Here is a 21,753-nt window from a genome sequence, read left to right as displayed (position 1 = left end):
CGTCGGGACCGGGCCTGTGGACGACCGCTTCGTCGGTCCCCGGGCTCTGGTACCAAAGGACGTATGGCCACACCCGTTCCTGACAACACCGTCCCCACCGACGCCCCCGGCGGCGCGCTGCGCGAACGCGCCGAGGTGCACCTGCGGGCCCTGGCCGGGGACTCCGCCCGGCTGCGCGAGGACCAGTGGACCGCCATCCACGCCCTGGTCGCCGAGCGCCGCAGGGCCCTCGTCGTCCAGCGCACCGGCTGGGGCAAGTCGGCGGTGTACTTCGTGGCCACCGCGCTCAGGCGCGCCGAGGGGGCGGGCCCCACCGTCATCGTCTCCCCGCTGCTGGCGCTGATGCGCAACCAGATCGCCGCCGCCGAGCGCGCGGGCATCCACGCGCGCACCATCAACAGCTCCAACACCACCGACTGGGAGGCCGCCTACACCGACGTGGCGGCGGGCAGGGTCGACGTGCTGCTGGTCAGCCCCGAACGCCTCAACAACCCGGAGTTTCGCGACCGGGTCCTGCCCGAGCTGGCCGCCGGTGCGGGCCTGGTCGTCATCGACGAGGCCCACTGCGTCTCCGACTGGGGCCACGACTTCCGCCCCGACTACCGGCGGATCCGTTCCCTGCTGCACGACCTGCCCGACGGCGTCCCGGTGCTGGCCACCACCGCCACCGCCAACGAGCGCGTCACCCACGACGTCGCCGAGCAGCTCCGGGCGGGCGGAGAGCGCGAGGACACCCTGGTCCTGCGCGGCCCCCTGGAGCGCGAGAGCCTGCGCCTGGCCGTCGCGCGGCTGCCCGACTCCACGGCCCGGCTCAGCTGGCTGGCCGAGCACCTGCCCAAGATCCAGGGTTCGGGCATCGTCTACACGCTCACCGTCAGCGCCGCCCAGGAGACCGCCCGCTTCCTGACCGAGCAGGGCATGGACGTGCGCCCCTACACCGGCCAGACCGACCCCGACGAGCGCCGCGAGGCCGAGGACGACCTGCTCGCCAACCGGGTCAAGGCACTGGTCGCCACCAGCGCGCTGGGCATGGGCTTCGACAAGCCGGACCTGGGCTTCGTCGTCCACCTGGGCGCCCCGCAGTCCCCGATCTCCTACTACCAGCAGGTCGGCCGCGCAGGCCGCGGCGTGCAGCGGGCCGAGGTGGTGCTGCTCCCCGGCCGTGAGGACACCCAGATCTGGGAGTACTTCGCCGGGCTGTCCTTCCCGCCCGAGCAGACCGTGCGCCAGACCCTGGAGGTGCTCGCCGACGCCGACCGGCCGCTGTCGCCCGCCCACCTGGAGACCCGGGTGGACCTGCGCCGCACCCGCCTGGAGCAGATGCTCAAGGTGCTGGACGTGGACGGCGCCGTCCGCCGGGTCCGGGGCGGCTGGGAGGCCACCGGCCGACCGTGGTCCTACGACGCCGAGCGCTACGAGGCCGTCAGCCGCGCACGCGAGCGCGAGCAGCGCGCCATGCTCGACTACATCGACCTCGGCACCTGCCGGATGGAGTTCCTGCGCCGCCAGCTCGACGACCCGGAGGCCGTTCCCTGCGGGCGCTGCGACGTCTGCACGGGGGAGTACTGGCCCACCGACGTCGACTCCACCCGGCGTGAGGCCGCCGCCGAGCACCTGGACCGGCCCGGCACCCCGATCGCGCCGCGCCGCCAGTGGCCGACCGGGATGAGCACCCTGGGCGTGGACCTGTCCGGCAAGATCAAGGAGGAGCTGCGGGCCGGGGAGGGGCGCGCACTGGGCCGCCTCACCGACATCGGCTGGGGCAACGAGCTGCGCCGTGTCCTGGCGGCCGACGCCCCCGACGCGCCGGTGGACGAGCGCGTGGTCCAGGGCGTGGTGCGGGTCCTGGCCTCCTGGGGGTGGGAGCGCCGCCCCGTCGGAGTGGTGGTGATGCCCTCGCTCACCCGCCCCGGGATGATCACCGACCTGGCCTCACGGCTGGCCCGGCTCGGGCGGCTCACACCCGTGGGAGCGCTGGAGTACGGCACCGGGCAGGGGCCGGGGCCCCGAAGGCACAACAGCGCGATGCGCCTGGAACAGGTGTACTCGGCCCTGGCCGCGGGAGAGGAGCTGGCCGGGCGGATGGCCGAGCTCCAGGAGCGGACGCCGGGACCGGTACTGCTGGTCGACGACTTCGTCGACACCGGCTGGAGCCTCACCGTGGGCGCCGCCCTGCTCCGCCGGGCCGGGGCCCCCGAGGTCCTGCCGCTCACCCTGGCCACCACCGGGAGCTGATCCGGCGGCGTCCGCGCGGCGGACGGGTGAAACTCCGAGGAGGCTCCCTCCACGCCGGTCCCGCGCCTGGGCTGTGTCTCCTGGAGGCTGCGCTGCGCTTCGCCCCGTGCTCGTGCGCCGTAGGTACGGGAACCTTCGGATCCTCCGGTGTGGCGGCTCGTTCCTCGCAGCCCCACCTACGAATCCTCCAGAACCCCGTCGGCGCCCTCGCTTCTCCTTGAGGCTGCGCTGCGCTTCACCTCGTGCTCGGGCGCCGCGGGTACGGGAACCTGCGGTCCCTGCGGTGCGCCCGCTCGTGCCTCGCGTGCGCATATGCGGGGTCTCCGGCAGCCCCGTCGGCGCCCTCGCTGTGTCGTCTTTGAGGCTGCGCTGCGCTTCGCCTCGTGTTCGGGCGCCGCGGGTACGGGAACCTTCGGATCCTCCGGTGTGGCGGCTCGTTCCTCGCAGCCCCACCTGCGAATCCTCCAGAACCCCGTCGGCGCCCTCGCTGTGCAGTGGCACGGGACCGAGTCCACCAAGCAGAACCCAGGGTCGTCGCGGAGGCCGACGGTGTCACGGGGAGCAGGAGCACCGCGGCCGGGCACGTCCCGACGAGCACTCGCGGCCACCGCCCCGGCCGCTGCCGACGGCGTCTAGCGGATGCGCTGGCCGCGCGGGGCGCCGCGGCGGACCGGCTGGCCCTCGCCCAGGTCCGGGCGTGCGCCCGGCTGGTGCAGGGCGCGTGCAGCCAGGTGGTGCGCCCGGGACAGCGCCTCCTTGGGGTGGCGTCCGGCCAGCCACGCGGGCAGGAAACCGGCGACGAACGCGTCACCGGCGCCCACCGACCCCGGGGACGGCTCCACCTGCTCGGCGGGCGCCGTCACGCAGTCCTCACGGGTCTTGGACGCCCACAGGCCGCCCTCCTGGCCGAGCTTGAGCACCACGTTCGGGAACCAGGCGGTCAGCACCTTCGCGGCGGCCTCGGGCTCGTCGCGTCCGGTGAGCACCCGGGCCTGGTCGACGTTGGCGAACAGCAGGCGCGTGCCCTGCGTCCACTCCAGGAAGTTCTCCGCGCCCGCTCGCTCCAGCGGCGCGTGCGAACCGGCGTCCACCGAGATCGACATCCCGCTCTCGCGGGCCATGCGCAGCGCCACCCGGGCCGCGCGCCGGGAGTCGGGGTTGATCAGCGTGTACCCCGACACGTGCAGGTGCCCGTCCGGGCCGAACACGTCGCGGGGCAGGTCCTCGGGCTGTAGGCGGGCGTTGGCGCCCGGATCGCTCAGCATCGTCCGGTCGCCCCGGTGCGTGATCATCACCACGCAGGTACCGGTGGGGCGCTCGGGGTCCATCACCACGCGCGAGTCCAGGCCGTAGCCCATGAGTTCCATCTCGCGTGTGCGCCCGGTGATGTCGGAGCCACGTCGACCAACGAAGGTGGTCTCGGTGCCCTCCACGGCCAGCCACGAGGCGATGTTCGCCCCCGATCCGCCGCCGTACATGACCACGGACGCCGGAGTGTCGCTGCCGCGAGCCAACGGGTAGAACGCGCGCGCGACGGCGTCGGTCATCAGGTCACCGATCACGACCACTCGTGTCATTTCGCCAACCACCGCCGAGGATTATGAGATTCCGTGCTCGCACGACGTTAACAGGTGAACTGTCAGCGGCGTGTAACGAAGTGACAGCACCCCGGCCACACCGGATCCGATTCCTTCCCGGAACCCCGAACCCCGGCAGGGCAGGCGACCGGGGCCCGGACCGAAACCCTGGGACCGGGCCTGTGGAGACGCGCCCGACAGCGCCCTGCGAGCGGGGTTTTCACGGCACCCGGGCGGACTTTCCCCGGATTCGGCCGTTTGTCGTCTAGTCTCGCAGTCGTGCAGTCCTACCCGAACCACTGGGAAGCCGACGTCGTCCTCACCGACGGAGGCACCGCGCACCTGCGCCCCATCACCCCCGAAGACGCTGACCTGCTCCGCGAGTTCCACGCCAGGCTCTCCCCGGAGACCATCTACTACCGGTTCTTCGCGCCCTACCCCAAGCTCTCCGACCGCGACATCAGGCGCTTCACCAACGTCGACTACGAGGACCGGGTGGCGCTGGTCGCCACCATCTCCGACTCCCTCGTCGCCGTGGTGCGCTACGACAAGGTGGCGCCCGAGGAGGCCGAGGTCGCCTTCGTCGTGGAGGACGCCCACCAGGGCCGCGGACTGGCCTCGGTGCTGCTGGAGCACATCGGCGCCGCCGCGCGCGAACGCGGCATGCGCCGCTTCATCGCCGACGTGCTCCCCGAGAACCGGCGGATGATCAACGTCTTCCGCGAGGCCGGATACACCGCCCAGCAGACCTTCGACGAGGGCGTCATCCGGCTCACCCTGGACCTTCAGCCCACCGACGACTCCACCGAGGTCATGCGGGCACGTGAACAGCGCGCCGAGTCGCGATCCATCGCCCGCCTGCTCTTCCCGAGCTCGGTCGCGGTCATCGGCGCCAGCCGCACCGCGCACACCATCGGCCAGACCGCCCTGCGCAACCTGCTCGGCGGTGAGTTCCAGGGCCCCGTCTACCCCGTCCACCCCGAGGCCAGGGCGGTCGTGGGCGTGCGCGCCTACCCCTCGGTCCTGGAGATCCCCGACCAGGTCGACCTCGCCGTCGTGGCGGTACGCGCCGACATGGTGGTCGACGTGGTCGAGCAGTGCGCCGAGAAGGGCGTGCACGGACTCATCGTGGTCAGCTCCGGGTTCGGCGAGACCGGCCCCGAGGGCCGCGTCCGCCAGGACGAGCTGGTGCGCACCGCGCGCGCCGCCGGGATGCGCGTGGTCGGCCCCAACTGCCTGGGCATCGCCAACACCGACCCTGCGGTCTCGCTCAACGCCACCCTGTCCCCGGACCTGCCGCCCACCGGCACCATCGGGTTCTTCTCCCAGTCCGGGGCCCTGGGCCGCGCCATCCTCCAGCGCGTCGCCGAGCGCGGGATGGGCCTGTCCACCTTCGTCTCGGCGGGCAACCGCGCCGACGTGTCCGGCAACGACCTCATGCAGTACTGGCAGGAGGACCCGGCCACCGAGGTGGTGTTGCAGTACCTGGAGTCGCTGGGCAACCCGCGCAAGTTCACCCGTCTGGCCCGCCGCCTGGCCAAGCAGAAGCCGGTCGTGGCGGTGCGCAGCGGCGGTTCGACGCGGACCACGCCCACCGGCCACGCCGCGGGCGGGCTCGCCCTGCCCGACTACGCGGTCACCTCGCTGTTCCAGCAGGCCGGGGTGGTGCGGGTGGACGACATCACGCAGATGTTCGACGCCGCGCAGGTGTTCGCCTACCAGCCGCTGCCCGAGGGGCCCCGCGTGGGCGTCATCGGCAACTCCGACTCCCTGGAACTGCTGGTCAAGGACGCGGCCGTGCGCCAGGGGCTCAAGCCGCACGACCCGGTCAACCTGGGCCCCCAGGCCACCGCGGAGGACTTCGACCGCGCCCTGGAGACGGTGCTGGCCGCCGAGGACGTGCACTCGGTCGTGGTGGTGTTCGTCCCCGCGCTGCACCCCATCTCCGACGACGTGGCCCGTGTGCTGCGGGCCCGCTCCCTGAGCTCGGCCAAGCCCATCGTCACCACCTACCTGGCCCGCCAGGGGATCCCCGACGAGCTGCGCCAGGTCGGCGAGCGGGGCGAGACCCTGCGCGGGTCGGTGCCCTCCTACCCCTCGCCCGAGGACGCGGTGCGCGCCCTGGCCTACGCCACCCGCTACGCCCAGTGGCGCAACCGCAGACCCGGACGCCACCCCGAACTGCCCGACATCGACCGCGCCCGCGCCCGCGCCACCATCGCCCGCGCGCTCAAGAACAGCACGAACCAGACGAAGGACATCGCCTGGTTCGGCGGGGAGCGCCGCTACGACGAGGAGACGGCGATCTCCGGCGAGGACGCCCGCGAGCTGCTGTCCTGCTACGGCATCACCGCCTACCCCGACATCCCGGTCTCCTCGGAGGAGGAGGCCGTGGTGGCCGCCGGGGAGCTGGGCTACCCGGCGGTGGTCAAGGCCGACTCCCCGGACCTGCGCCTGAGGGCGGGCGGCGCTTTCGTGCGCGCCGACCTGCGCACCCCCGAGGACGTCCGCAGCGCCTTCGCCTCCCTGCACGACCGCTTCGGCGAGGAGGCCTCGCTCGTCGTGCAGCGCATGGCCGCCCCCGGGGTGCCCACGGTCATCCGGGCGGGGGACAACCAGTCCTTCGGCTCGGTGGTCTCCTTCGGCCTGGCGGACGTGACCGCCGAGCTGCTCGACGACCGGTCCTTCCGGCTGGCGCCGCTCACCGACGTGGACGCCGCGGACCTCATCCACGCCGTGCGCGCGGCCCCGCTGCTGTTCGGACTGCCCGCCGGTGCGACCTCGCTCGCCGAGCAGCCCAACGTGGAGGCCCTGGAGGAACTCCTCATACGGGTGTCGCGCCTGGTGGAGGCCTTCCCCGAGGTCGGCTACGTCGACCTGGACCCGGTTCTGGTCAACGCCACCGGCGCCCACGTGCTGGGCGCGCGCATGTGGCTGCGCGAGGCCCCCGAGGTACGGCCGGACGTCGGTCCCCGGCGACTGCGCGGGGTGACGTTCTGATCATGGGATGGGCGTCCCGTTTCACGTTCCGGTCGCGAACTGTCACGGGGAGGAGGCAGGATAGGGGTATGAGGAAAACACGTGCCGTGTCCACGGACTGGCGGCTGGAGATCGAGCGCAGCGGGTACTACCCCGCGCTGGTGATCGACGCCGTCGCCGATGTCCTTGGTGACGAGAGCGCCGAGGCGTTCATCGTGCACCACGAGGCGACCTTCGACCCGGCCATGGAGATGCGGCGGCACATCACCGTGATGCTGCTGACCGCGACCCGGCTCGTGGTGTGCCACACCGACGAGCACCCGCCCACCGAACCCGGCGGTACCTCGCACGCCTCCACCACGACCGACAGCATCCAGTTGGGCAACATCCAGTCGGTGGCCCTGACCCGGGTGGTGCCCAACCCCGCCCAGTACACGCCGGGCAGCCTGCCCAGCGAGCTGGTGCTGAGCGTCAACCTCTCCGTGAACTGGGGAGCGATCGCCCACATCGACCTCGAACCGGCCTCCTGCGAGGACGAGGCGTGCGAGCTCGACCACGGTTACACCGGAGCGATCACCGCCGAGCCCCTCACGCTGCGTGTGAGCGAGGCCGCGGACGGAGCCCCGGCCGTTTCGGCGATGATGCACTTCGCCGACGCCCTGTCCGCGGCGAGCACCCGCCGCTGAGGACGCCGGAGCCGGGAGGTCCTCCCCGGGTCCGAAGGAGGCTTCCGGCCCCCGGCCGGATCCCCGGCCGCGAGGCGGGGGCCTCCGGTGCCGCACGGGGGCCACGGCGTGCGGTCGGCCGGTCGCCGACGGTTTCGTCGGCGTCGGCGCGAAGAGCGCGGGTGAAGCCGGCCGTGACGGCGGCCGACCCCCCGAAGGGGCCCGGCGCCGTTCCCGGCACGGGCACGGCGCCGGGCCCTCCCGCGAAAAGGACGGGAAAACCGTTCCGGGCCGACAGCACCGGCTTCCCGAGTGTTCGCTTGTGGGCCGGAGGCCGCGGCCATAACCTGCGAATATGCTCGTGCAACGAATGCAGGCGGCGGCACTCTTCGCCGGGCCGGTCATATTCGCCGCATCGCCTTTCTTCTGGGTCGACGGACATTACGGCGTGAACGGTGGGATATTGATCGCGCTTTCCATGGTCCCCTGGGTGTACGGACTGATCGGCGAATATGAGCGGTTGCGCGAACGCGTCCCCCGTGTCGCCGGACTGTGGTTGCTGGTGCTCCTGATCGGGATGTCCGGCACCATCGCCTTCGGGTTGCAGGGATTCTTCGAAGGCGTGCTGGGTGTGGAGGGCCGTGCGGCCCTGGCGCGGTTCGGCGACTACCCGCCGCAGAGCGTTCTTGTGCTGTGGATTCCGGGTCCGTTCTTTCCGCTTTCCCTTCTGGCCTTCGGTGTGCTCATCGGTTGGACCCGAATGTCTCCATGGTGGGTGTCCGTCCTGATCTGCCTGGCCGCTGTCGCCTTTCCGCTGGGCCGAGTTCTTCGCCTCGAATGGGTCGCCTACATCGCCGACCTGCTGGTGGTGATTCCGTTCTCCCAACTCGCCTGGCGCGCCTGGCGCAGGGCGGAAGCCGTCTCCGCGGCGCCCTGAGCCAGGGCGGCCGCCCGCCTCCGTGACCGCGCCCCACCGCGACCCGTCGGCTCCGGGAGTACGGCGGCACGGGAGCCGCGGGTGGCGGGGAGCGGACTCCGTCGCTTCACGTGACACGGGGACACGGCCGGGAACCGGCGAGCGCCGTGGTGTCCCGACGACCCGGCCCTCTAGGGTTGTCCGTGCACAACGCCACGAGCGGGACGCGTCCGGCCACGAGCCGGGCGTGTACGCGAGCCGCGACGGACCCGCGCGCTCCCGTCCCTCCCCGCACCCGGAGAAAGGCCGGCGCCCACCATGACGCAGCACCCCTCCCCGACACCCTCGGACGACACGCCCCTGGTACGCCTGACCGTCGACCGGGCCATCGCCACGATCACCCTCGACTCCCCCCGCAACCGCAACGCGCTGTCCGCGCGGCTGCGCTCGGAACTGTCCGAGGCCCTCGCCGACGCGGTGGCCGACGACGAGGTGCGCGGTGTCGTGCTCACCGGCACGGGCCCCGTGTTCTGCGCGGGAGCCGACCTCAAGGAGATCGGCGCGGCGCTCCGGGGCGCCCCGGTCGAACCGGCGCCCGAACTCCCCGAGGTCTTCGAGCAGATCATGGGCGCGCCCAAGCCGGTGGTCGCCGTCCTCAACGGTGCCGCCCGGGCCGGGGGCATAGGGCTCGTGGCCGCCGCGGACATCGCGCTGGCACCCGAGAGCGCCACGTTCGCCTTCACCGAGGTGCGCATCGGCGTGGTCCCCGCCGTCATCTCCGTCCCGGTGTCCGCCCGGATGCACTCGCGCCAGCTCAGCCACTACTTCCTCACCGGGGAGGTGTTCGACGCCTCCGAGGCCGCCGGGGCGGGCCTCATCACCCGGGCCGTCCCCGACGGGGACATGGAGCACGCGGTGGACACGGTCCTGCGGGGGCTGCGGGCGTCGGCGCCGCGCGCGCTGTCGCGCACCAAGGAGCTCCTGGGCGAACTGGGCTCGGGCGCGCTGGCCGCCGCCGACCGGCGGTCCGAGGCCTTCTCCCGGATGGGCGAGCTGTCCGCCGAGTTCTTCGGGAGCGAGGACGCGGCCGAGGGCCGTGCCGCCTTCTTCGAGAAGCGCCCGCCGCGCTGGGCCCGCTAGCCGGCCGCCGGCCGCTGGGGGCGCCCTCCGCGACATCCGAAGGTCGGACACCCCGTCACCGGGTGTCCGACCCGTGCGACCCGGGTGCGTCCGCTCCCGACGACAGGTCACAATGGTCGGGTGAGTTACTCCGGAGATACCAGGGTCGGTGGTCCCCCCGACCTGCGACGACTAACGCATCTGACGATCACCAAACTGGCCGTCGGGCCGATGGACAACAACACCTACCTGCTACGTTGCCGTGCCACCGACGAGGCCGTGCTCATCGACGCCGCGGCCGAGCCCGACCGCATCCTGGAACTGATCGGCGAGAACGGCCTGACGAGGGTGATCACCACCCACCGCCATCAGGACCACTGGCAGGCACTGGCCGAGGTTGTCGGCCAGACCGGTGCCCGCACGGTCGCCCACCCCGACGACAGCGGGGAGCTCCCGGTCTCCGTGGACGAGCCCGTCGTGCACGGGACGCGCGTCCCCGTGGGGGAGAGCTTCCTGACCGTCATCCACCTGCGCGGGCACACCCCCGGGTCGATCGCCCTGCGCTACGACGACCCCGACGGTCGAACCCACCTGTTCACCGGTGACAGCCTCTTCCCGGGCGGTGTCGGCCGCACCTGGTCCGACGAGGACTTCCGCGTTCTGCTCGGGGACGTGGAGGAGCGCCTGTTCGGTTCGATGGCCGACGACACCTGGGTCTACCCCGGGCACGGGCGCGACACCACCCTGGGAGTGGAGCGCCCGCACCTGGACGAGTGGCGCGAGCGCGGCTGGTAGGGGCCTCAGACACCGAAACAGCAGAAGCCGATCCGCCCGAGGTGAACGGCCACCGCCTCGGGCAGGGGCACACCCCTCGCGAACGCGCGGTGGAAACGGCGCATCGCCACGTCGGTCCTGGAGTCCCCGACGGGGACGGGGCTGGCGACCACCGCGCGCACCCCCGCGGCGAGCAGAGCACCGACGAAGCCCAGCGGAGCCCCGGCCCGGCCCGCGAAGCCCCGGCCGCTCCAGCAGGTGGACAGGACCACCACGCCCGGCACCCGGGGCAGCGCGGCCAGGTCGCAGGCGAGCAGGGGGCCGTCGTCCAGCGTGACCGAGGCGAGCATGGGCGAGCGGTGGGGAACGCGCCCGTGCCCGGCCAGGTGGACCAGGTCGGCCTCCCCGAAGGCGGCCAGCACGTCGAAGCGCCCGGTCCGGTCGGCGGTGAGCACACGCGCTCCCGGATAGAGGCCGGCCAGCCCGGCCACCTCGCGCCCGGCCCCGGCGGGGCCGGGCGCCGCCACCAGCAGTACCCGTTCCGGCACGGCGGGCGCGGCGGTGCCGGAGGGGGCGTGGTCCAGCCAGAACCGGGCGGTGGGCACCAGGTGCACCGGACGTCCCCGTAGCGGGGGGAGCACGCCCCACGGCGGATCGCCCAGGTAGGGATCGCCCGCCACCACCAGCGGGCGGTCCCCGACCAGTGGCAGCAGCGGGCCGAGCAGGGCGTCGGCGGCGGCGTCGGCCGCCTCCTGGGCGCCGGTCCCGAACGCGTGCCCGGGGAGCAGCAGCGGATGCACGAACCGGCCGAGTACCCGTGCCACGTGGCGGAGCGGCCCCAGCACCCGGGCGTGGACCCGCCCGGCCACGGCCACGAGCGCCACGGCCTCCCCTCCGGCCCGCGTGTACCGGACGAACGCCCGGTCGCCGAGCCGCTCCAGAAGCGCGTCGGCCACGGGCCGGACGCGGGAGTCCCGTGGCGGGCCGCCCGCGTGCCCCCGCGCGGGCGCGGAGGGCGGCGGTGCGCCGGACGGCCGCGCGGACCGGGTCTCGTGGTGTGCCTGCCAGCGGGCGGACTCCAGGCGTCGGGCGGCGGTGTCGGGGTCGCGCCCGTGGACCAGGGCGTCCCGGTAGTGCTCGGCCAGTGAGACCGTCGCCGGCGTACGCAGCCCGGGACCGGGAACGTGGGGGACCGCCCAGGTCCGGGCCAGCTCCGCCCACTCCAGGGCGGCGGCCGCGTCCCCGGCCTCCAGCGCGCTCTCCAGCCCGGCCTGGACGACGTGCGGGTCGCTTCCCGCCTCCGCGAGCCAGGGCCCCGGCAGACGGGGCGCGGCGCGGTCGAGCGCGTCCAGCGCCCGGTGCCGCGCGGCCCCTCCGTGCGGTCGGGCCACCGCCAACGGCCTCCGAACGGCCAGGGCGTTCCGTGCCCGGGACACGGGGCGGGACCGGTCGCCGCGCACCGCGATCCGTTCCAGGCGCGCGGCCAGCCGGTACCACAGGGAGCCGGTGCCGAACATGTGGCGGACCCGGCGGGTGAGTTCGACGGTACGGAGGAGGTCGCCCCGCAGCAGCCACAGTTTGGCCTCCACCAGCATGGTGTTGGCCGACGCGGGCGCGCCGTCGGCCCAGGGGCCGTCCGCCAGGGCCGTCGCCGCCTCCTCCACCAGCCCCTCGGCCAGCAGTGCCTCGGCCAGGTCCACGTGCAGGGCCTCCCGCCGCTCCGGGGGAAGGCGGTCGGTCAGGCCGTGGAAGGTGGCGATGGCCCCGGAGGCGTCGCCCCGGTAGAGGCTCAGGCACCCCAGGTTCTGGCGGACCACCATGTCCATCAGCGGCAGGCGGCGCTCCTCCGCCAGGGAGAGGGCCTCGCACAGGTGGTCCTCGGCCTGCGCGAAGCGTCCGCACAGCGTCTGCGCCAGTCCCAGGTTGAGCAGGACCCCCGGCATCACCGTCACGGACTCGGCCACCGGGTGGCCGCGGAGCCGCCGATGGGTGTCGGTCAGCAGCTCCGCGGTCTGCTCGAACATGCCGCCCTCCTGCGCCAGCAGGACTCCGCGGGTGACCCGGGCGAGCAGCGATCTGCCGGAGCGCAGCACGGTGTGGTCGAGTTCGCCCCGCCCGCCTGGGAGGGGAGGGGCCGAGGGGGAGTCCGGGGGAGGGGATGCCGGCTGGGCGCGCAGGGACACGTACGGGTGCCTTTCACCGAGGGGGTGTCGGTCCCAGGGATAACAGCGGTGGGGGCCCGGCGGGAGTGGTCGGAGCCGATCCGGGGAAACCCGGCGTGCGCGAACCCGGACGAAGCCGGGTAAGAACCACGATCGGGAGGGTGTTCACGTTGTCCCCCAATCCGGATTCGGAGCGTCCCGTACTGTGACGCCTGGGACACAGCGGCCCGGAGCACCGGAGCACCGGAGCATCAGGGCACCGGAGCGCCAGGGCGGCGCCGGGCGGTGCGGTACCGGACGGGCCGGGAGCGCGGGACGGCCGTCCGGTCAGACGGTGAACCAGTCGGTGACCACCGGCGGGTGGCCCATCCGGCTCAGGGACAGGCTGATCGGCCCGCGGGCCAGGCCGGACAGGGTGAACCTGCCGTCCTCGCCGACCCGCAGGCTGTCGGAGGAGCCGGGACGGCGCACGTGGAGGACCGCGTGCTCGCACTCCCCGGTGGCCAGCCCGGACAGGGCGCGCAGCCCGCCCTCCGAGTGGACCTGGACATCCATGGTGAGCTCCCCGTGCTCGAACCGCAGGACGGCCACCGCCACACCGTCCGCCTCCTCACCGGCGGAGCGCAGGACCTCGGTGGTGGGCGTCGCCTCCCCGGTCAGCCGTGCCACGTCGGCGGCGTCGTCGCCGCGGCCGAAGGCGGCCAGGGCGGACGACCTCCCCTCCAGGGCCCACGTCGGGAGGGGGCCGGTCCCGGGTCGGTTCCTCACGTCGGTTCCTCCAGGAGGCGGCGGAGTCTGCGGAGCATGCGGCGCCGCTGGTTCGTGGCGGCCCTCGGGTTCCCCGGGCCGTCGGCGGACCGGGGGCCGTCGGGCGCGAGGGGCTCGCCGGCGTTCCCGTCGAGGTAGAGCAGGGCGGCACGCCGCTCTCCGGGGTCGGTCAGCCGCAGGACCGCTCGGCGCAGCTCGTCGCGCTCCTCCTTGCGCAGGTACGCGGACTCGGGGCTCGGAGCCCCGGCGGAGGCGTCCCGGGGGAGGCTCTGGGGATCGACCGGCCGGAGACGGGCGCTCTGGCGGCGCTGGCGGCCGCAGACGTCGCGGGTGACCCGGCGCAGCCAGGCGCGGAGCAGTTCGGGGGAGCGGAGGCGGGGCAGGTGCTGGTTCAGGGTCAGCCACACCGTCTGCACGGCGTCCTCCCGGTCCGGGGCGGACAGGCCGTAGGAGCGGGCGACCGCGTTCACGACGGGCAGGTGCCGGTCCACGATGGCCTCCCACGCCCTGTGCTCACCCAGGCAGGCCCGCCGGACGAGTTCCGCGTCACCGGGGGAGGCGTCGGGGGCGGGGGTCGGAGGGGGGACCGAAGACGTGCCGACGTCCCGTCCGCCGGCGTCCGACGGTGCCCCATTCGCTCCGGGGCCGTCTGCTCCGGGGTCGGCCGTGCCGCGGCCGGTTGTGGCCGCGGCCGGAGAGGACGAGGTTGCTTCATCCCGAGAAAAGGTCGAAAGTACGGTTTGAGGAGAGGCTCGGGTGCTCTGGACGTCCTTGTGCGACTGGTCTGGCAAACCCGCCCCCACTATGATCGGACTTCCGCTCGCCGGGGCTCACGCTAGTCTCTGGGGCCTCCGGACACGGCGGGAACGCTGGAAAAGACCAGTGTGAGCGCTGGTTCTCAGTGTGCCCTTGGGGCACAATGGGGCAGGAGAATTCAGGCGGGTATGCAACCTTCTCGTGGTACGAGGGCGTCGGGGAAGCGCACTCGTTCGTATCAGGAGGTTCGGTGTCCGCACGTGGCGTCTTGTACGTCCACTCCGCGCCCGCGGCGCTGTGCCCACACGTCGAGTGGGCGGTCGCGGGCGTCGTTGGAGTACCCGTGAAACTCGACTGGGTCGCCCAGCCCGCGGCCCCCGGCAACCACCGGGCCGAGCTCAACTGGCAGGGGAGGCCCGGAACCGCGGGCGCGGTGGCCTCCGCGCTGAACACGTGGCAGCGCCTGCGTTTCGAGGTGACGGAGGAGGGGTCGCCCGGTTGCGACGGCGTGCGCTACAGCTACACGCCGTCCCTCGGCATGTTCACCGCCCTCACCAGCGCCGCGGGGGAGGTCCTCGTACCGGAGGGCCGCCTGCGCCTGGCCGTGGAGCGCTCCGCCGCCGACGGCGTCGAGCTGGCCGCCGAGATCGAGCGCCTCACGGGCCGGGCCTGGGACGAGGAGCTGGAGCCCTTCCGCTACGCGGGCGACGGTGCTCCGGTGCGCTGGCTCCACGCGGTGGGCTGAGCACCGGGCGGGAGCGGGCGGGCGCCCGGACGGTCAGGGCGGCTCCTCCTCGCTGGGCCAGATGGCGGAGGCGAGCAGGACGGAGGCCCATATGCCCAGGGGCACCAGGGGCCAGTAGGGCACGAGCTCCCCGTCCAGCAGGCTGACCACGCCCCAGACACTGGTGAGGAGCACCGCGACGCCCAGCCACCAGCGCCACTCGTCGCCCCACTCCCGCCAGGGGACGGAGAGAACGGACAGGTCGCCCTCGGCCGGGGGCTCGTGCCGGCACCGCGGACGGGGATCGCGCTGGAACCCCGGGTCGGTGCGCGCCGTTTCCGGCCGGGGCCCGTGCCGCGGGTACCGCCGGTCCGGTGGGCCGGACCAGGCGGGGCCGGGGCCGGGAGGGGGTCCGTGGACGGAGGGGCCGGGCACCGGGAGGTCGGCGGTCAGCGAGCGCAGTTCGCCGAGGAGCACGGCGCCCAGTGCCAGGCCGACCCGGTGGTCGTACTCCTCGTGGTCCAGGCGGCCCTCGACGAACGCGGTGGTGAGGTGCTCCACCGTGAGGTCGCGTTCGGCGTCCGAGGCGCGCATCCGGTTCAGCGGCAGGCGTTCGTCCTCCACTTCCCACCCCCAAAGGCGCGAGCTGGTGACCACACGATACGCGTCGCACCCGGTGTGGAAAAGGGATACACGGAAAGTGAGCCGGGGTCTCCCGCGGAAAGCCCCGGAGCTGCGAGGACGCCTCGCCGAGCCGTTTTGGAGCCGTTCCGGGAGAGGCCGGTGAGGAGCCCCGGGAAAGGGGTTCGGAAGGGGCCCGGAAGAGGGCTCCCCGGCATGCCGGACGGACCCGGACGCCCCCTCAGGAGGCCAGCCAGCGGACGACGGTCCGGCAGGTCCGCGGATCGGCGCACCCGACCAGTCCCGTGTGCTCGTAGGTTCCCCGGTAGTCGAACGGCGTGCCGTCCAGGCGGGTGACCAGACCGCCCACCTCCTCCAGGACGAGTGCGGGCGCGGCCACGTCCCAGTCGCGGACGGGTACGTCCTTGACGAACAGGTGCGCGGAGCCGTCGGCGACCAGGCACAGTTTCAGCGAGATGCTGCCGCTCTCCAGGTAGGCGCCGTAGCCGAAGTGCTCGTGGACCCGGCGGGCGATCCCCGACGGCTCGGGGGTGTTGTCGGTGAGCACGCCCCGGCCGGGCGGGGACGCCTCACAGGAGGGCATCGGGTGGCCGTCGCGCCACGCGCCCCGTCCGCGCACGGCCGTGTAGAGGGTCCCGGACTCGGGGGCGAACACAGCGGCGACCTCGGGCCGCCCCCCGACCACCAGCGCCGCCTGCGTCACGTATCCGGGGAACCCGTGGACGTAGCTGGCGGTTCCGTCGATGGGGTCGATCAGCCAGTAGCGGGGCGGACGCTCCCCGCGCAGCGAGTCCGGATCCTCCTCGCTGACCACCGGGATCCGCCCGTCGACCCCGCCCAACCGCTCCGACAGGGCCCGGTGCGCCATCGCGTCGGCCCGGGCCTTGAACTGGTCGCCCTCCCACACCCCGCTGCGGGCGGAGGCGTCGGACCGCCATGCGCGGAGCAGGCCGCCGACCTCCACGACCGCCGTGGCCACCGCCTCCGACAGGGGGTGCCCGCCGGCCACTTCGCGTACGACGCTCACCGGGCACGCACCGGCACCGCGGGGGCCTGGCCGCCCGACGGCATCCGCCGGGGCAGCGTAGAAGCGCCCGCGGGCGCGGGGGTGATGCCCTGCGCGGTGAACTCGGACTCGCTGAGGAAGTCGTCCGTCCACCGCCGTACCATCGCCACCCCCTCGCGCCAGTCGTCGGTCAGGCGGGGACCGCCGGCGACGGCCTGCCCCAGCAGGCCGGCGATCTCGTCGACCCCGGCGGCCGCGGTCAGCGACGCCGTGGAGGAGAACCGCGGGTTGATCTCGAACACCCTCGGCCGGCCCTTCCCGTCCAGGCACAGCTGCACGTTGAACGGTCCGTCGGCGCGCAGCGCGGTCTGCACCGCCCGGCAGGTGCGGACCACCTCCTCGTGGCGCCGGGTCACCGCGTACCTGGTGACCCCCTGCTTGAGGACGACCTCCTTGGGCACCACGGCCTGCACGTCGCCGTCCCGCCACACCACCACCGACACCGTGTACTCGGGGCCGGTGATCCTCTCCTGCACGATCAGCTCGTCCGCCGCGTAGCCGCCCTCGGCCACCACCTGGGCCATGTCGCGGACCGAGTCGATGGCCACCACCCCGCGGCTGCCCCGTCCGGTGCGCGGTTTGACGATGAGGCCCCCGGAGGCCGATCCCGCCGCGTCGCTGGGCCACTCCGAGGCCAGCCAGGTGCGCGGCACCCCGATCCCGGCGTCCTCCAGCTCCCGCATCAGCACGTACTTGTCCAGGCAGGTGGTGACGAAGTCCAGCCGGGGGAGCAGGACCGCCACCCCGTCCTTGGCCAGTTCACCCACGTGGACCAGTTCCTCGTCCACCAGGGGGACGACCGCGGCGGCGTCCTCGTCCGCGCACAGTGCCCGCATCCGGGGCAGGAACGCGTCGCTGTCACCCGGCGGCACCAGGTACCCGCGGTCGGCCAGGTACAGGCCGGGCGCGGCGGGGTCGACGTCGGTCGCCACCACACGGAAGCCGTGTTCGCGCAGGTGGAGAATGGTGTCGGGGGTGGGAGCCGACCCCGCTGTGGTGACCACGACGGTGGGTTTCCTCGCAGGCTGCTGTGGCACCTTCGGTCCTTCCAAGCGCGGTCGGTGGACGTGTGGAGGATGGGTTTACGAGCCTAGACCGCAGGTCACCGGATGACCCGCGATTGGCCGGTTCCGGTTGCCGGGTGAACCGGCGGGGCCTCTCGCGCGTGCCCACCGGCCTCCGTGGGAAGGGGCGGGTGCGCGGCGGCGCCGCAGCACCGGCCCCCGTGCCCGTGGGCTCCTCCTCGCTACTCCTGCTCGTAGACCGGGGTGATCATCGCGCGGCCCAGGGCGTGTGAGAACAGGTTGAAGCCGAGGAAGGCCGGGCTCGCCGACTCGTCCACCTCCAGACGGGGGACGTCCACCGCGTGCACCACGAAGAAGTACCGGTGCGGACCGTGCCCGGGGGGCGGAGCGGCACCGATGTAGCGGTGCGCCCCGGCGTCGTTGCGCAGGGTGACGGCCTGCTCCGGCAGGCCGGAGCCGTCGCCGGCGCCCGTCGCCAGTTCGGTGACCTCGGCGGGGATGTTCGCCACCGCCCAGTGCCAGAAGCCGCTGGCGGTGGGCGCGTCCGGGTCGAAGCAGGTGACGGCGAAGCTCCGCGTCCCCTCGGGGAAGCCGCTCCAGGACAGGTGCGGTGAGACGTCCTCGCCTCCGGCGCCCATGATCCCGCTGACCTGGGCCTTGGGCAGGGTCCGCCCGTCGGCCACGTCGTCGCTGGTGACGGTGAACGACGCGACCTGGGGCAGGAAGTCGTAGGGGGAGGGTGGCATGGCCACGAAGGGGCCTCCTTCGTTCGTCTGGGTGGCTTCTGCGGCCCGGCCGGGTCCCGGCGGAAGCGGGGCACGGTCCCGGGCCCTACGAACATACGCCTCACAGGGAGCGTGCGTCTCGGGACGAGGCGCCGTGTCGGAAGACGGGGGCCGTCTCGCGGTGTATGAGGGGAGGCGCTCCGAGACAACAAACCGACCGGGCGGTACGGTCTTGTCGACAAGAATCGGATTCGGTCCTTCGAACACCGACAGGGAGTCGCCATGACCACTCGCTGGGGCATCACCATTCCGCTGGAGGGGGTCCCGCTCCCCGAGCAGCGGTCCATCATCGAACAGATGCCCGACCTGGGCTACACCGACGCCTGGTCGGCCGAGGCCAACGGCACCGACGCCTTCACCCCGCTCGCCCTGGCCAGTGTGTGGGCTCCCCGGCTGCGCCTGGGCACCGCGATCGTGCCCGCGTACACGCGCGGTCCCGCCACCCTGGCGATGAGCGCCGCCACCATGGCCGCCGCCGCGCCGGGCCGGTTCGCGCTGGGGATCGGCACCTCCTCCAACGTGATCGTGGAGCGGTGGAACTCCATCCCCTTCGAGGAGCCGTACAAGAAGGTGCGCGACACGGTGCGCTTCCTGCGGACCGCGCTCACCGGGGAGAAGGTCAAGGCCGACTACGACACCTTCAGCGTCAAGGGCTTCACACTCGGGGCGGTCCCCGAACAGGCCCCGCCGCTGCTGGTGGCGGCCCTGCGCCCGGGCATGCTCAAGCTCGCCGGACGCGAGGGCGACGGCGCCATCATCAACTGGCTGTCGGCGGAGGACGTGCGCCAGGTGACCCCCTACGTGCGGCAGTCCGGTGAGGACAAGGAGGTCGTCGCGCGCATCTTCGCCATCCCCGGCGCCGACGCGGACACCGCCCGCCGGATCGGCCGGTGGGCCATCTCCGCCTACCTCAACGTCCCCGTCTACCGGGCGTTCCACGAGTGGCTGGGCCGCGAGGAGCTGAACCCGATGTGGAAGGCCTGGGACGAGGGCGACCGCAAGGGGGCGCTGGCCGCGATCCCGGACTCGGTGGTGGACGACCTGATCGTGCACGGTCCCGCCGAGTACTGCCGTGAGCGCATCCGGGCCTACATGTCCAACGGTGTGACCACCCCGGTGATCGCGCCGATCGGCCCGCCCGGCCAGGACCCGGCCGCCGTCGTGCGGGCACTCGCCCCGGGGGACTGACGCGACCGCTCCGCCGGGAGGGCCCGGCGGGATCTCCGTACCGGACTCCCGCCGGGCTCCCCGCCGGAGCCCTCACTCCGGCCCGCCCTCCTCCACCGGGCCCAGGATGCGGCGCGCCCGCAGCACCAGTTCCAGTTCGAAGCGCTCGCCGGGGTCGCGCAGCCGCGCACCGAACAACTCCTCCAGCCGGCGCATCCGGTAGCGCACCGTCTGCGGATGGATGTGCAGCCGCTCCGCCGCCTCGTTGGCGTTCAGCCCCGACTCCAGCCAGGACAGCAGCGTGTCGGCCATCCGCTCCCGCTGCGGCCGGCGCAACCGCGCCAGCGGGGCCAGCCGGGACCGCGCCATCTCCGCGACCAGGCCGGCGTCCCGCGTCAGCAGCAGGGCGGGCAGGTGGTCGCTCCACCGCACCACGCCCCCGCCCCGCACCGCGCCCGTCCGCACCAGCTCCGCCAGGTCGCGGGCGCGCGCCAGCGACGCCGGTGCCCGGTCCAGCGGCACGCTCGGCCCCAGCACCGCGCACGCACCGCGCAGCGAGCGCTCCAGCGACCGCAGCCGCCCCGGCCCCTCGGGGTCGGGCACCAGCGCACACGGCTCCGCCCGGTCCGGATCCACCAGCACGTCCGACGGCAGCGCGGACACGGCGGGGAGCGCACCCGTCGGCGACGGCACGTCCGCCGCCGTGCCCGTGTCCCCGCGCGCCGTCCCGGGTACCGGCGTCCCGCCCACCGCCGTACCGGGCGCCTCCCGGTACAGCAGCGCCACCGCCACCCGGTCGGGTACCCGCCACCGGGCCGCCCGGGCCAGCGCCGGCACCGTCCGGGCCTCCTGTTCCGTGCCCGCCTCGGCCAGCAGCACCTCCAGCAGCCGCGCCCGGCGGCGGCGCAGCGCGTCCGCACCCGCGCCGCGCACCCGTGCGTGCCCCTCCCCGGCGGCGGTCGAGATCTCCTCCTGGAACGCGAAGATCGCCTCTCCCAGCACCGCCATGTGGTCACGGGTGAGCGCGTCGGCGTCGGCCAGCCTCCGCCACGCCACGGCCGCCGCCGTGCGCATCCCCGTGTGCAGGCACTCCAGGGTGCGCCCGTGCCGGGCCTCGCCGGCTCCGAACGCCCGGAACTCGGCTGCCAGCGCGTCCACGTGCCCGGGGGAGCGTCCGCCGCTCTCCACCCGGTCCAGGAACGCGTGCACCCCCGCGCCGATCACCCGGCGCTGTCCCTCGGCGTCGGCGGACTCCAGGGGCGGGGGGTGGCTTCGCGCCCGGCGCCGGACGCCCTCCAGGGCCTCCTCCACCAGGGGCGGCACCAGCGGGCGCAGCCGGGCACCCAGCTCCGGGGGGATCCGCGCGAACGGGTCCGTCCGAGGGCTCTCCCGCGGGGGATAGGTCATGTCACCTCCGGCGCGGACGCACGGCGGAGCCGCCCGTGGCACGCCCGCGCGTGCTCTGTGCGCCAGAAAGCTCGGTCGCCCCCGGGGGAGGGGGACCGCGTTCCCATACCACCAGAGCCGGGCCTCGCGGACAACCCCGGCCTCTCCCCGCCCGCCGGAGGTGTTCTGGTCACGGAGCGGGTGGATGCGGTAACAATGGTGCGGACACGCCGCCCTTTCCCCGCGACCCCCTCGAAAGGCGCTCCGATGAGACGGTCCCCGCTGTTCACGCTGCCCCTGGCCCTGCTGCTGGCCGTCACGGCCTGTTCCGGGGAGGAGACCGGAGGCGGGGACGCCGGGCGGGAAGCCGCGGGCCAGGAGGGCGGGGACGTCCCGGCCGAGGCGCTGCGCGCCGCCGAGGGATTCGTGGCCTCCCTCCAGGCGGCCGACGGCGAGGCGGGCTGCGCGCTGATGGACGAGGCCGCCCGGAAGGCCCTGGCGGACGCGCACGGGGCCGCCGACTGCGCGGCGGCCTTTCCCCCCTACGCCGAGTCCCTCCAGAACGGGGAGGGCGTCGAGACCGGTGAGACCGCCATGAGCACAGACCTGGGGGGCGACACCTCCATCGTCACGGTCACCCTGGTCCACCCCGAGGAGGACCCCGGTTCCCTGGAGCTGCGTCAGGACTCCGACGGACAGTGGGTCGCCACCCGTCTGCCGGGCGTCTCCCTGGGCGGCGCCTGAGGAGGCCGGTCCCCACGGCGGGAGGCCCGGTTCAGGTGAAGAGGGCGTAGCCGAAGGCCATGCCGCCGATCACGACCACCACGGTGACGAGCTGCCAGATCCACCGGGCGAGCAGTCCTTCGGACGGGTCCGCCGGACCTGCCTGGTTCGCCGGGCTCGACGGCTGGGCGCCGTCCTGGTCCTTGGGGTTCTTCCGGTTGTCCACCCCACCTGGCTTACCAGACGCCGTGGAGGTCGGTGCCCCCGGCCGGTCGGCGGACCGG

At 73.8% G+C, this 21,753-nt stretch carries 19 protein-coding genes; 9 read left to right on the top strand and 10 right to left on the bottom strand.

Annotated elements, in window-relative coordinates; genetic code table 11:
* Nucleotides 1–63: 63 nt before the first annotated feature.
* The gene (locus NOSIN_RS15120; RefSeq protein ID WP_077691358.1) at nt 64–2,235 is read left to right on the top strand and encodes a RecQ family ATP-dependent DNA helicase; all 2,172 of its coding nucleotides are present in this window, start codon (nt 64–66) and stop codon (nt 2,233–2,235) included.
* A 632-nt stretch (nt 2,236–2,867) separates the two neighbouring features.
* Here the strand turns inward: NOSIN_RS15120 and NOSIN_RS15115 are convergent.
* Nucleotides 2,868–3,803 carry a sugar kinase gene (locus tag NOSIN_RS15115; protein WP_077691357.1) on the bottom strand — a complete coding sequence of 312 codons (936 nt, stop codon included), beginning with the start codon at nt 3,801–3,803 and terminating at the stop codon, nt 2,868–2,870.
* A 288-nt stretch (nt 3,804–4,091) separates the two neighbouring features.
* Here NOSIN_RS15115 and NOSIN_RS15110 point away from each other — a divergent pair, with 288 nt between their 5' ends.
* The 5 genes from NOSIN_RS15110 (at nt 4,092) to NOSIN_RS15090 (ending at nt 10,286) form a co-directional block, all read left to right on the top strand.
* Nucleotides 4,092–6,812 carry a bifunctional acetate--CoA ligase family protein/GNAT family N-acetyltransferase gene (locus tag NOSIN_RS15110; RefSeq protein ID WP_077691356.1) on the top strand — a complete coding sequence of 907 codons (2,721 nt, stop codon included), beginning with the start codon at nt 4,092–4,094 and terminating at the stop codon, nt 6,810–6,812.
* 86 nt (nt 6,813–6,898) lie between these two features.
* A complete protein-coding gene (locus tag NOSIN_RS15105) occupies nt 6,899–7,477 on the top strand; it encodes a DUF5998 family protein (RefSeq protein WP_077691355.1) in 579 nt (192 codons plus the stop codon).
* A gap of 334 nt (nt 7,478–7,811) precedes the next feature.
* Nucleotides 7,812–8,393, top strand: coding sequence for a hypothetical protein (locus NOSIN_RS15100; protein WP_077691354.1), 582 nt, complete (start codon nt 7,812–7,814; stop codon nt 8,391–8,393).
* Between the two features lie 297 nt (nt 8,394–8,690).
* Complete coding sequence (locus NOSIN_RS15095; protein ID WP_077691353.1) at nt 8,691–9,512, top strand: enoyl-CoA hydratase-related protein; 822 nt, start codon at nt 8,691–8,693, stop codon at nt 9,510–9,512.
* Between the two features lie 120 nt (nt 9,513–9,632).
* Nucleotides 9,633–10,286, top strand: a complete 654-nt coding sequence (locus NOSIN_RS15090; protein WP_077691352.1) for an MBL fold metallo-hydrolase — start codon at nt 9,633–9,635, stop codon at nt 10,284–10,286.
* Between the two features lie 5 nt (nt 10,287–10,291).
* Here NOSIN_RS15090 and NOSIN_RS15085 read toward each other — a convergent pair whose 3' ends face one another.
* The 3 genes from NOSIN_RS15085 to NOSIN_RS27800 all read right to left on the bottom strand — a co-directional run bounded on the left by NOSIN_RS15085 (nt 10,292) and on the right by NOSIN_RS27800 (nt 13,716).
* A complete protein-coding gene (locus tag NOSIN_RS15085; RefSeq protein ID WP_077691351.1) occupies nt 10,292–12,448 on the bottom strand; it encodes a CHAT domain-containing protein in 2,157 nt (718 codons plus the stop codon).
* Between the two features lie 306 nt (nt 12,449–12,754).
* Nucleotides 12,755–13,195 carry a hypothetical protein gene (locus tag NOSIN_RS15080; protein ID WP_077691350.1) on the bottom strand — a complete coding sequence of 147 codons (441 nt, stop codon included), beginning with the start codon at nt 13,193–13,195 and terminating at the stop codon, nt 12,755–12,757.
* Nucleotides 13,192–13,716, bottom strand: coding sequence for an RNA polymerase sigma factor (locus NOSIN_RS27800; protein WP_227015303.1), 525 nt, complete (start codon nt 13,714–13,716; stop codon nt 13,192–13,194). Before NOSIN_RS27800 ends, NOSIN_RS15080 begins: the two co-directional genes overlap by 4 nt.
* A 485-nt stretch (nt 13,717–14,201) precedes the next feature.
* On the opposite strand from NOSIN_RS27800, the gene NOSIN_RS15070 reads away from it, so the two are divergent.
* Nucleotides 14,202–14,696, top strand: coding sequence for a DUF3145 domain-containing protein (locus NOSIN_RS15070; protein WP_077691348.1), 495 nt, complete (start codon nt 14,202–14,204; stop codon nt 14,694–14,696).
* A 33-nt stretch (nt 14,697–14,729) separates the two neighbouring features.
* Here the strand turns inward: NOSIN_RS15070 and NOSIN_RS15065 are convergent, their stop codons facing one another.
* The 4 genes from NOSIN_RS15065 to NOSIN_RS15050 form a co-directional block, all read right to left on the bottom strand.
* Entirely contained in the window at nt 14,730–15,299 is a 570-nt protein-coding gene (locus tag NOSIN_RS15065) for a DUF1707 SHOCT-like domain-containing protein (protein WP_077691347.1), read from the bottom strand.
* A 238-nt stretch (nt 15,300–15,537) separates the two neighbouring features.
* Nucleotides 15,538–16,326, bottom strand: coding sequence for a 3'(2'),5'-bisphosphate nucleotidase CysQ family protein (locus NOSIN_RS15060; RefSeq protein WP_077693605.1), 789 nt, complete (start codon nt 16,324–16,326; stop codon nt 15,538–15,540).
* A 14-nt stretch (nt 16,327–16,340) separates the two neighbouring features.
* Nucleotides 16,341–17,387 carry an ATP-grasp domain-containing protein gene (locus NOSIN_RS15055; protein ID WP_077691346.1) on the bottom strand — a complete coding sequence of 349 codons (1,047 nt, stop codon included), beginning with the start codon at nt 17,385–17,387 and terminating at the stop codon, nt 16,341–16,343.
* Between the two features lie 242 nt (nt 17,388–17,629).
* A complete protein-coding gene (locus NOSIN_RS15050; protein ID WP_077691345.1) occupies nt 17,630–18,160 on the bottom strand; it encodes a YbhB/YbcL family Raf kinase inhibitor-like protein in 531 nt (176 codons plus the stop codon).
* Nucleotides 18,161–18,415: 255 nt separating this feature from the next.
* Here NOSIN_RS15050 and NOSIN_RS15045 point away from each other — a divergent pair, with 255 nt between their 5' ends.
* Nucleotides 18,416–19,381 carry an LLM class F420-dependent oxidoreductase gene (locus NOSIN_RS15045; protein WP_077691344.1) on the top strand — a complete coding sequence of 322 codons (966 nt, stop codon included), beginning with the start codon at nt 18,416–18,418 and terminating at the stop codon, nt 19,379–19,381.
* Between the two features lie 72 nt (nt 19,382–19,453).
* Here NOSIN_RS15045 and NOSIN_RS15040 read toward each other — a convergent pair whose 3' ends face one another.
* The gene (locus NOSIN_RS15040; RefSeq protein WP_077691343.1) at nt 19,454–20,767 is read right to left on the bottom strand and encodes a PucR family transcriptional regulator; all 1,314 of its coding nucleotides are present in this window, start codon (nt 20,765–20,767) and stop codon (nt 19,454–19,456) included.
* A 246-nt stretch (nt 20,768–21,013) separates the two neighbouring features.
* Here NOSIN_RS15040 and NOSIN_RS15035 point away from each other — a divergent pair, with 246 nt between their 5' ends.
* Complete coding sequence (locus tag NOSIN_RS15035; RefSeq protein WP_077691342.1) at nt 21,014–21,490, top strand: hypothetical protein; 477 nt, start codon at nt 21,014–21,016, stop codon at nt 21,488–21,490.
* A gap of 31 nt (nt 21,491–21,521) precedes the next feature.
* On the opposite strand, the gene NOSIN_RS27250 is transcribed toward NOSIN_RS15035, so the two are convergent.
* On the bottom strand, nt 21,522–21,695 hold the full coding sequence (locus NOSIN_RS27250) for a hypothetical protein (protein ID WP_170293715.1): 174 nt from the start codon (nt 21,693–21,695) through the stop codon (nt 21,522–21,524).
* Nucleotides 21,696–21,753: the final 58 nt, after the last annotated feature.

The organism is Nocardiopsis sinuspersici (genome assembly GCF_001998325.1).
Classification (GTDB): domain Bacteria; phylum Actinomycetota; class Actinomycetes; order Streptosporangiales; family Streptosporangiaceae; genus Nocardiopsis; species Nocardiopsis sinuspersici.
This window is presented reverse-complemented; position numbering and strand designations above follow the sequence as displayed.

Coding starts and splice junctions, on each gene's coding strand:
- NOSIN_RS15045 (WP_077691344.1), top strand. CDS start 18,416: ATGACCACTCGCTGGGGCATCACCATTCCGCTGGAGGGGGTCCCGCTC.
- NOSIN_RS15035 (WP_077691342.1), top strand. CDS start 21,014: ATGAGACGGTCCCCGCTGTTCACGCTGCCCCTGGCCCTGCTGCTGGCC.
- NOSIN_RS15095 (WP_077691353.1), top strand. CDS start 8,691: ATGACGCAGCACCCCTCCCCGACACCCTCGGACGACACGCCCCTGGTA.
- NOSIN_RS15040 (WP_077691343.1), bottom strand. CDS start 20,767: ATGACCTATCCCCCGCGGGAGAGCCCTCGGACGGACCCGTTCGCGCGG.
- NOSIN_RS15100 (WP_077691354.1), top strand. CDS start 7,812: ATGCTCGTGCAACGAATGCAGGCGGCGGCACTCTTCGCCGGGCCGGTC.
- NOSIN_RS15120 (WP_077691358.1), top strand. CDS start 64: ATGGCCACACCCGTTCCTGACAACACCGTCCCCACCGACGCCCCCGGC.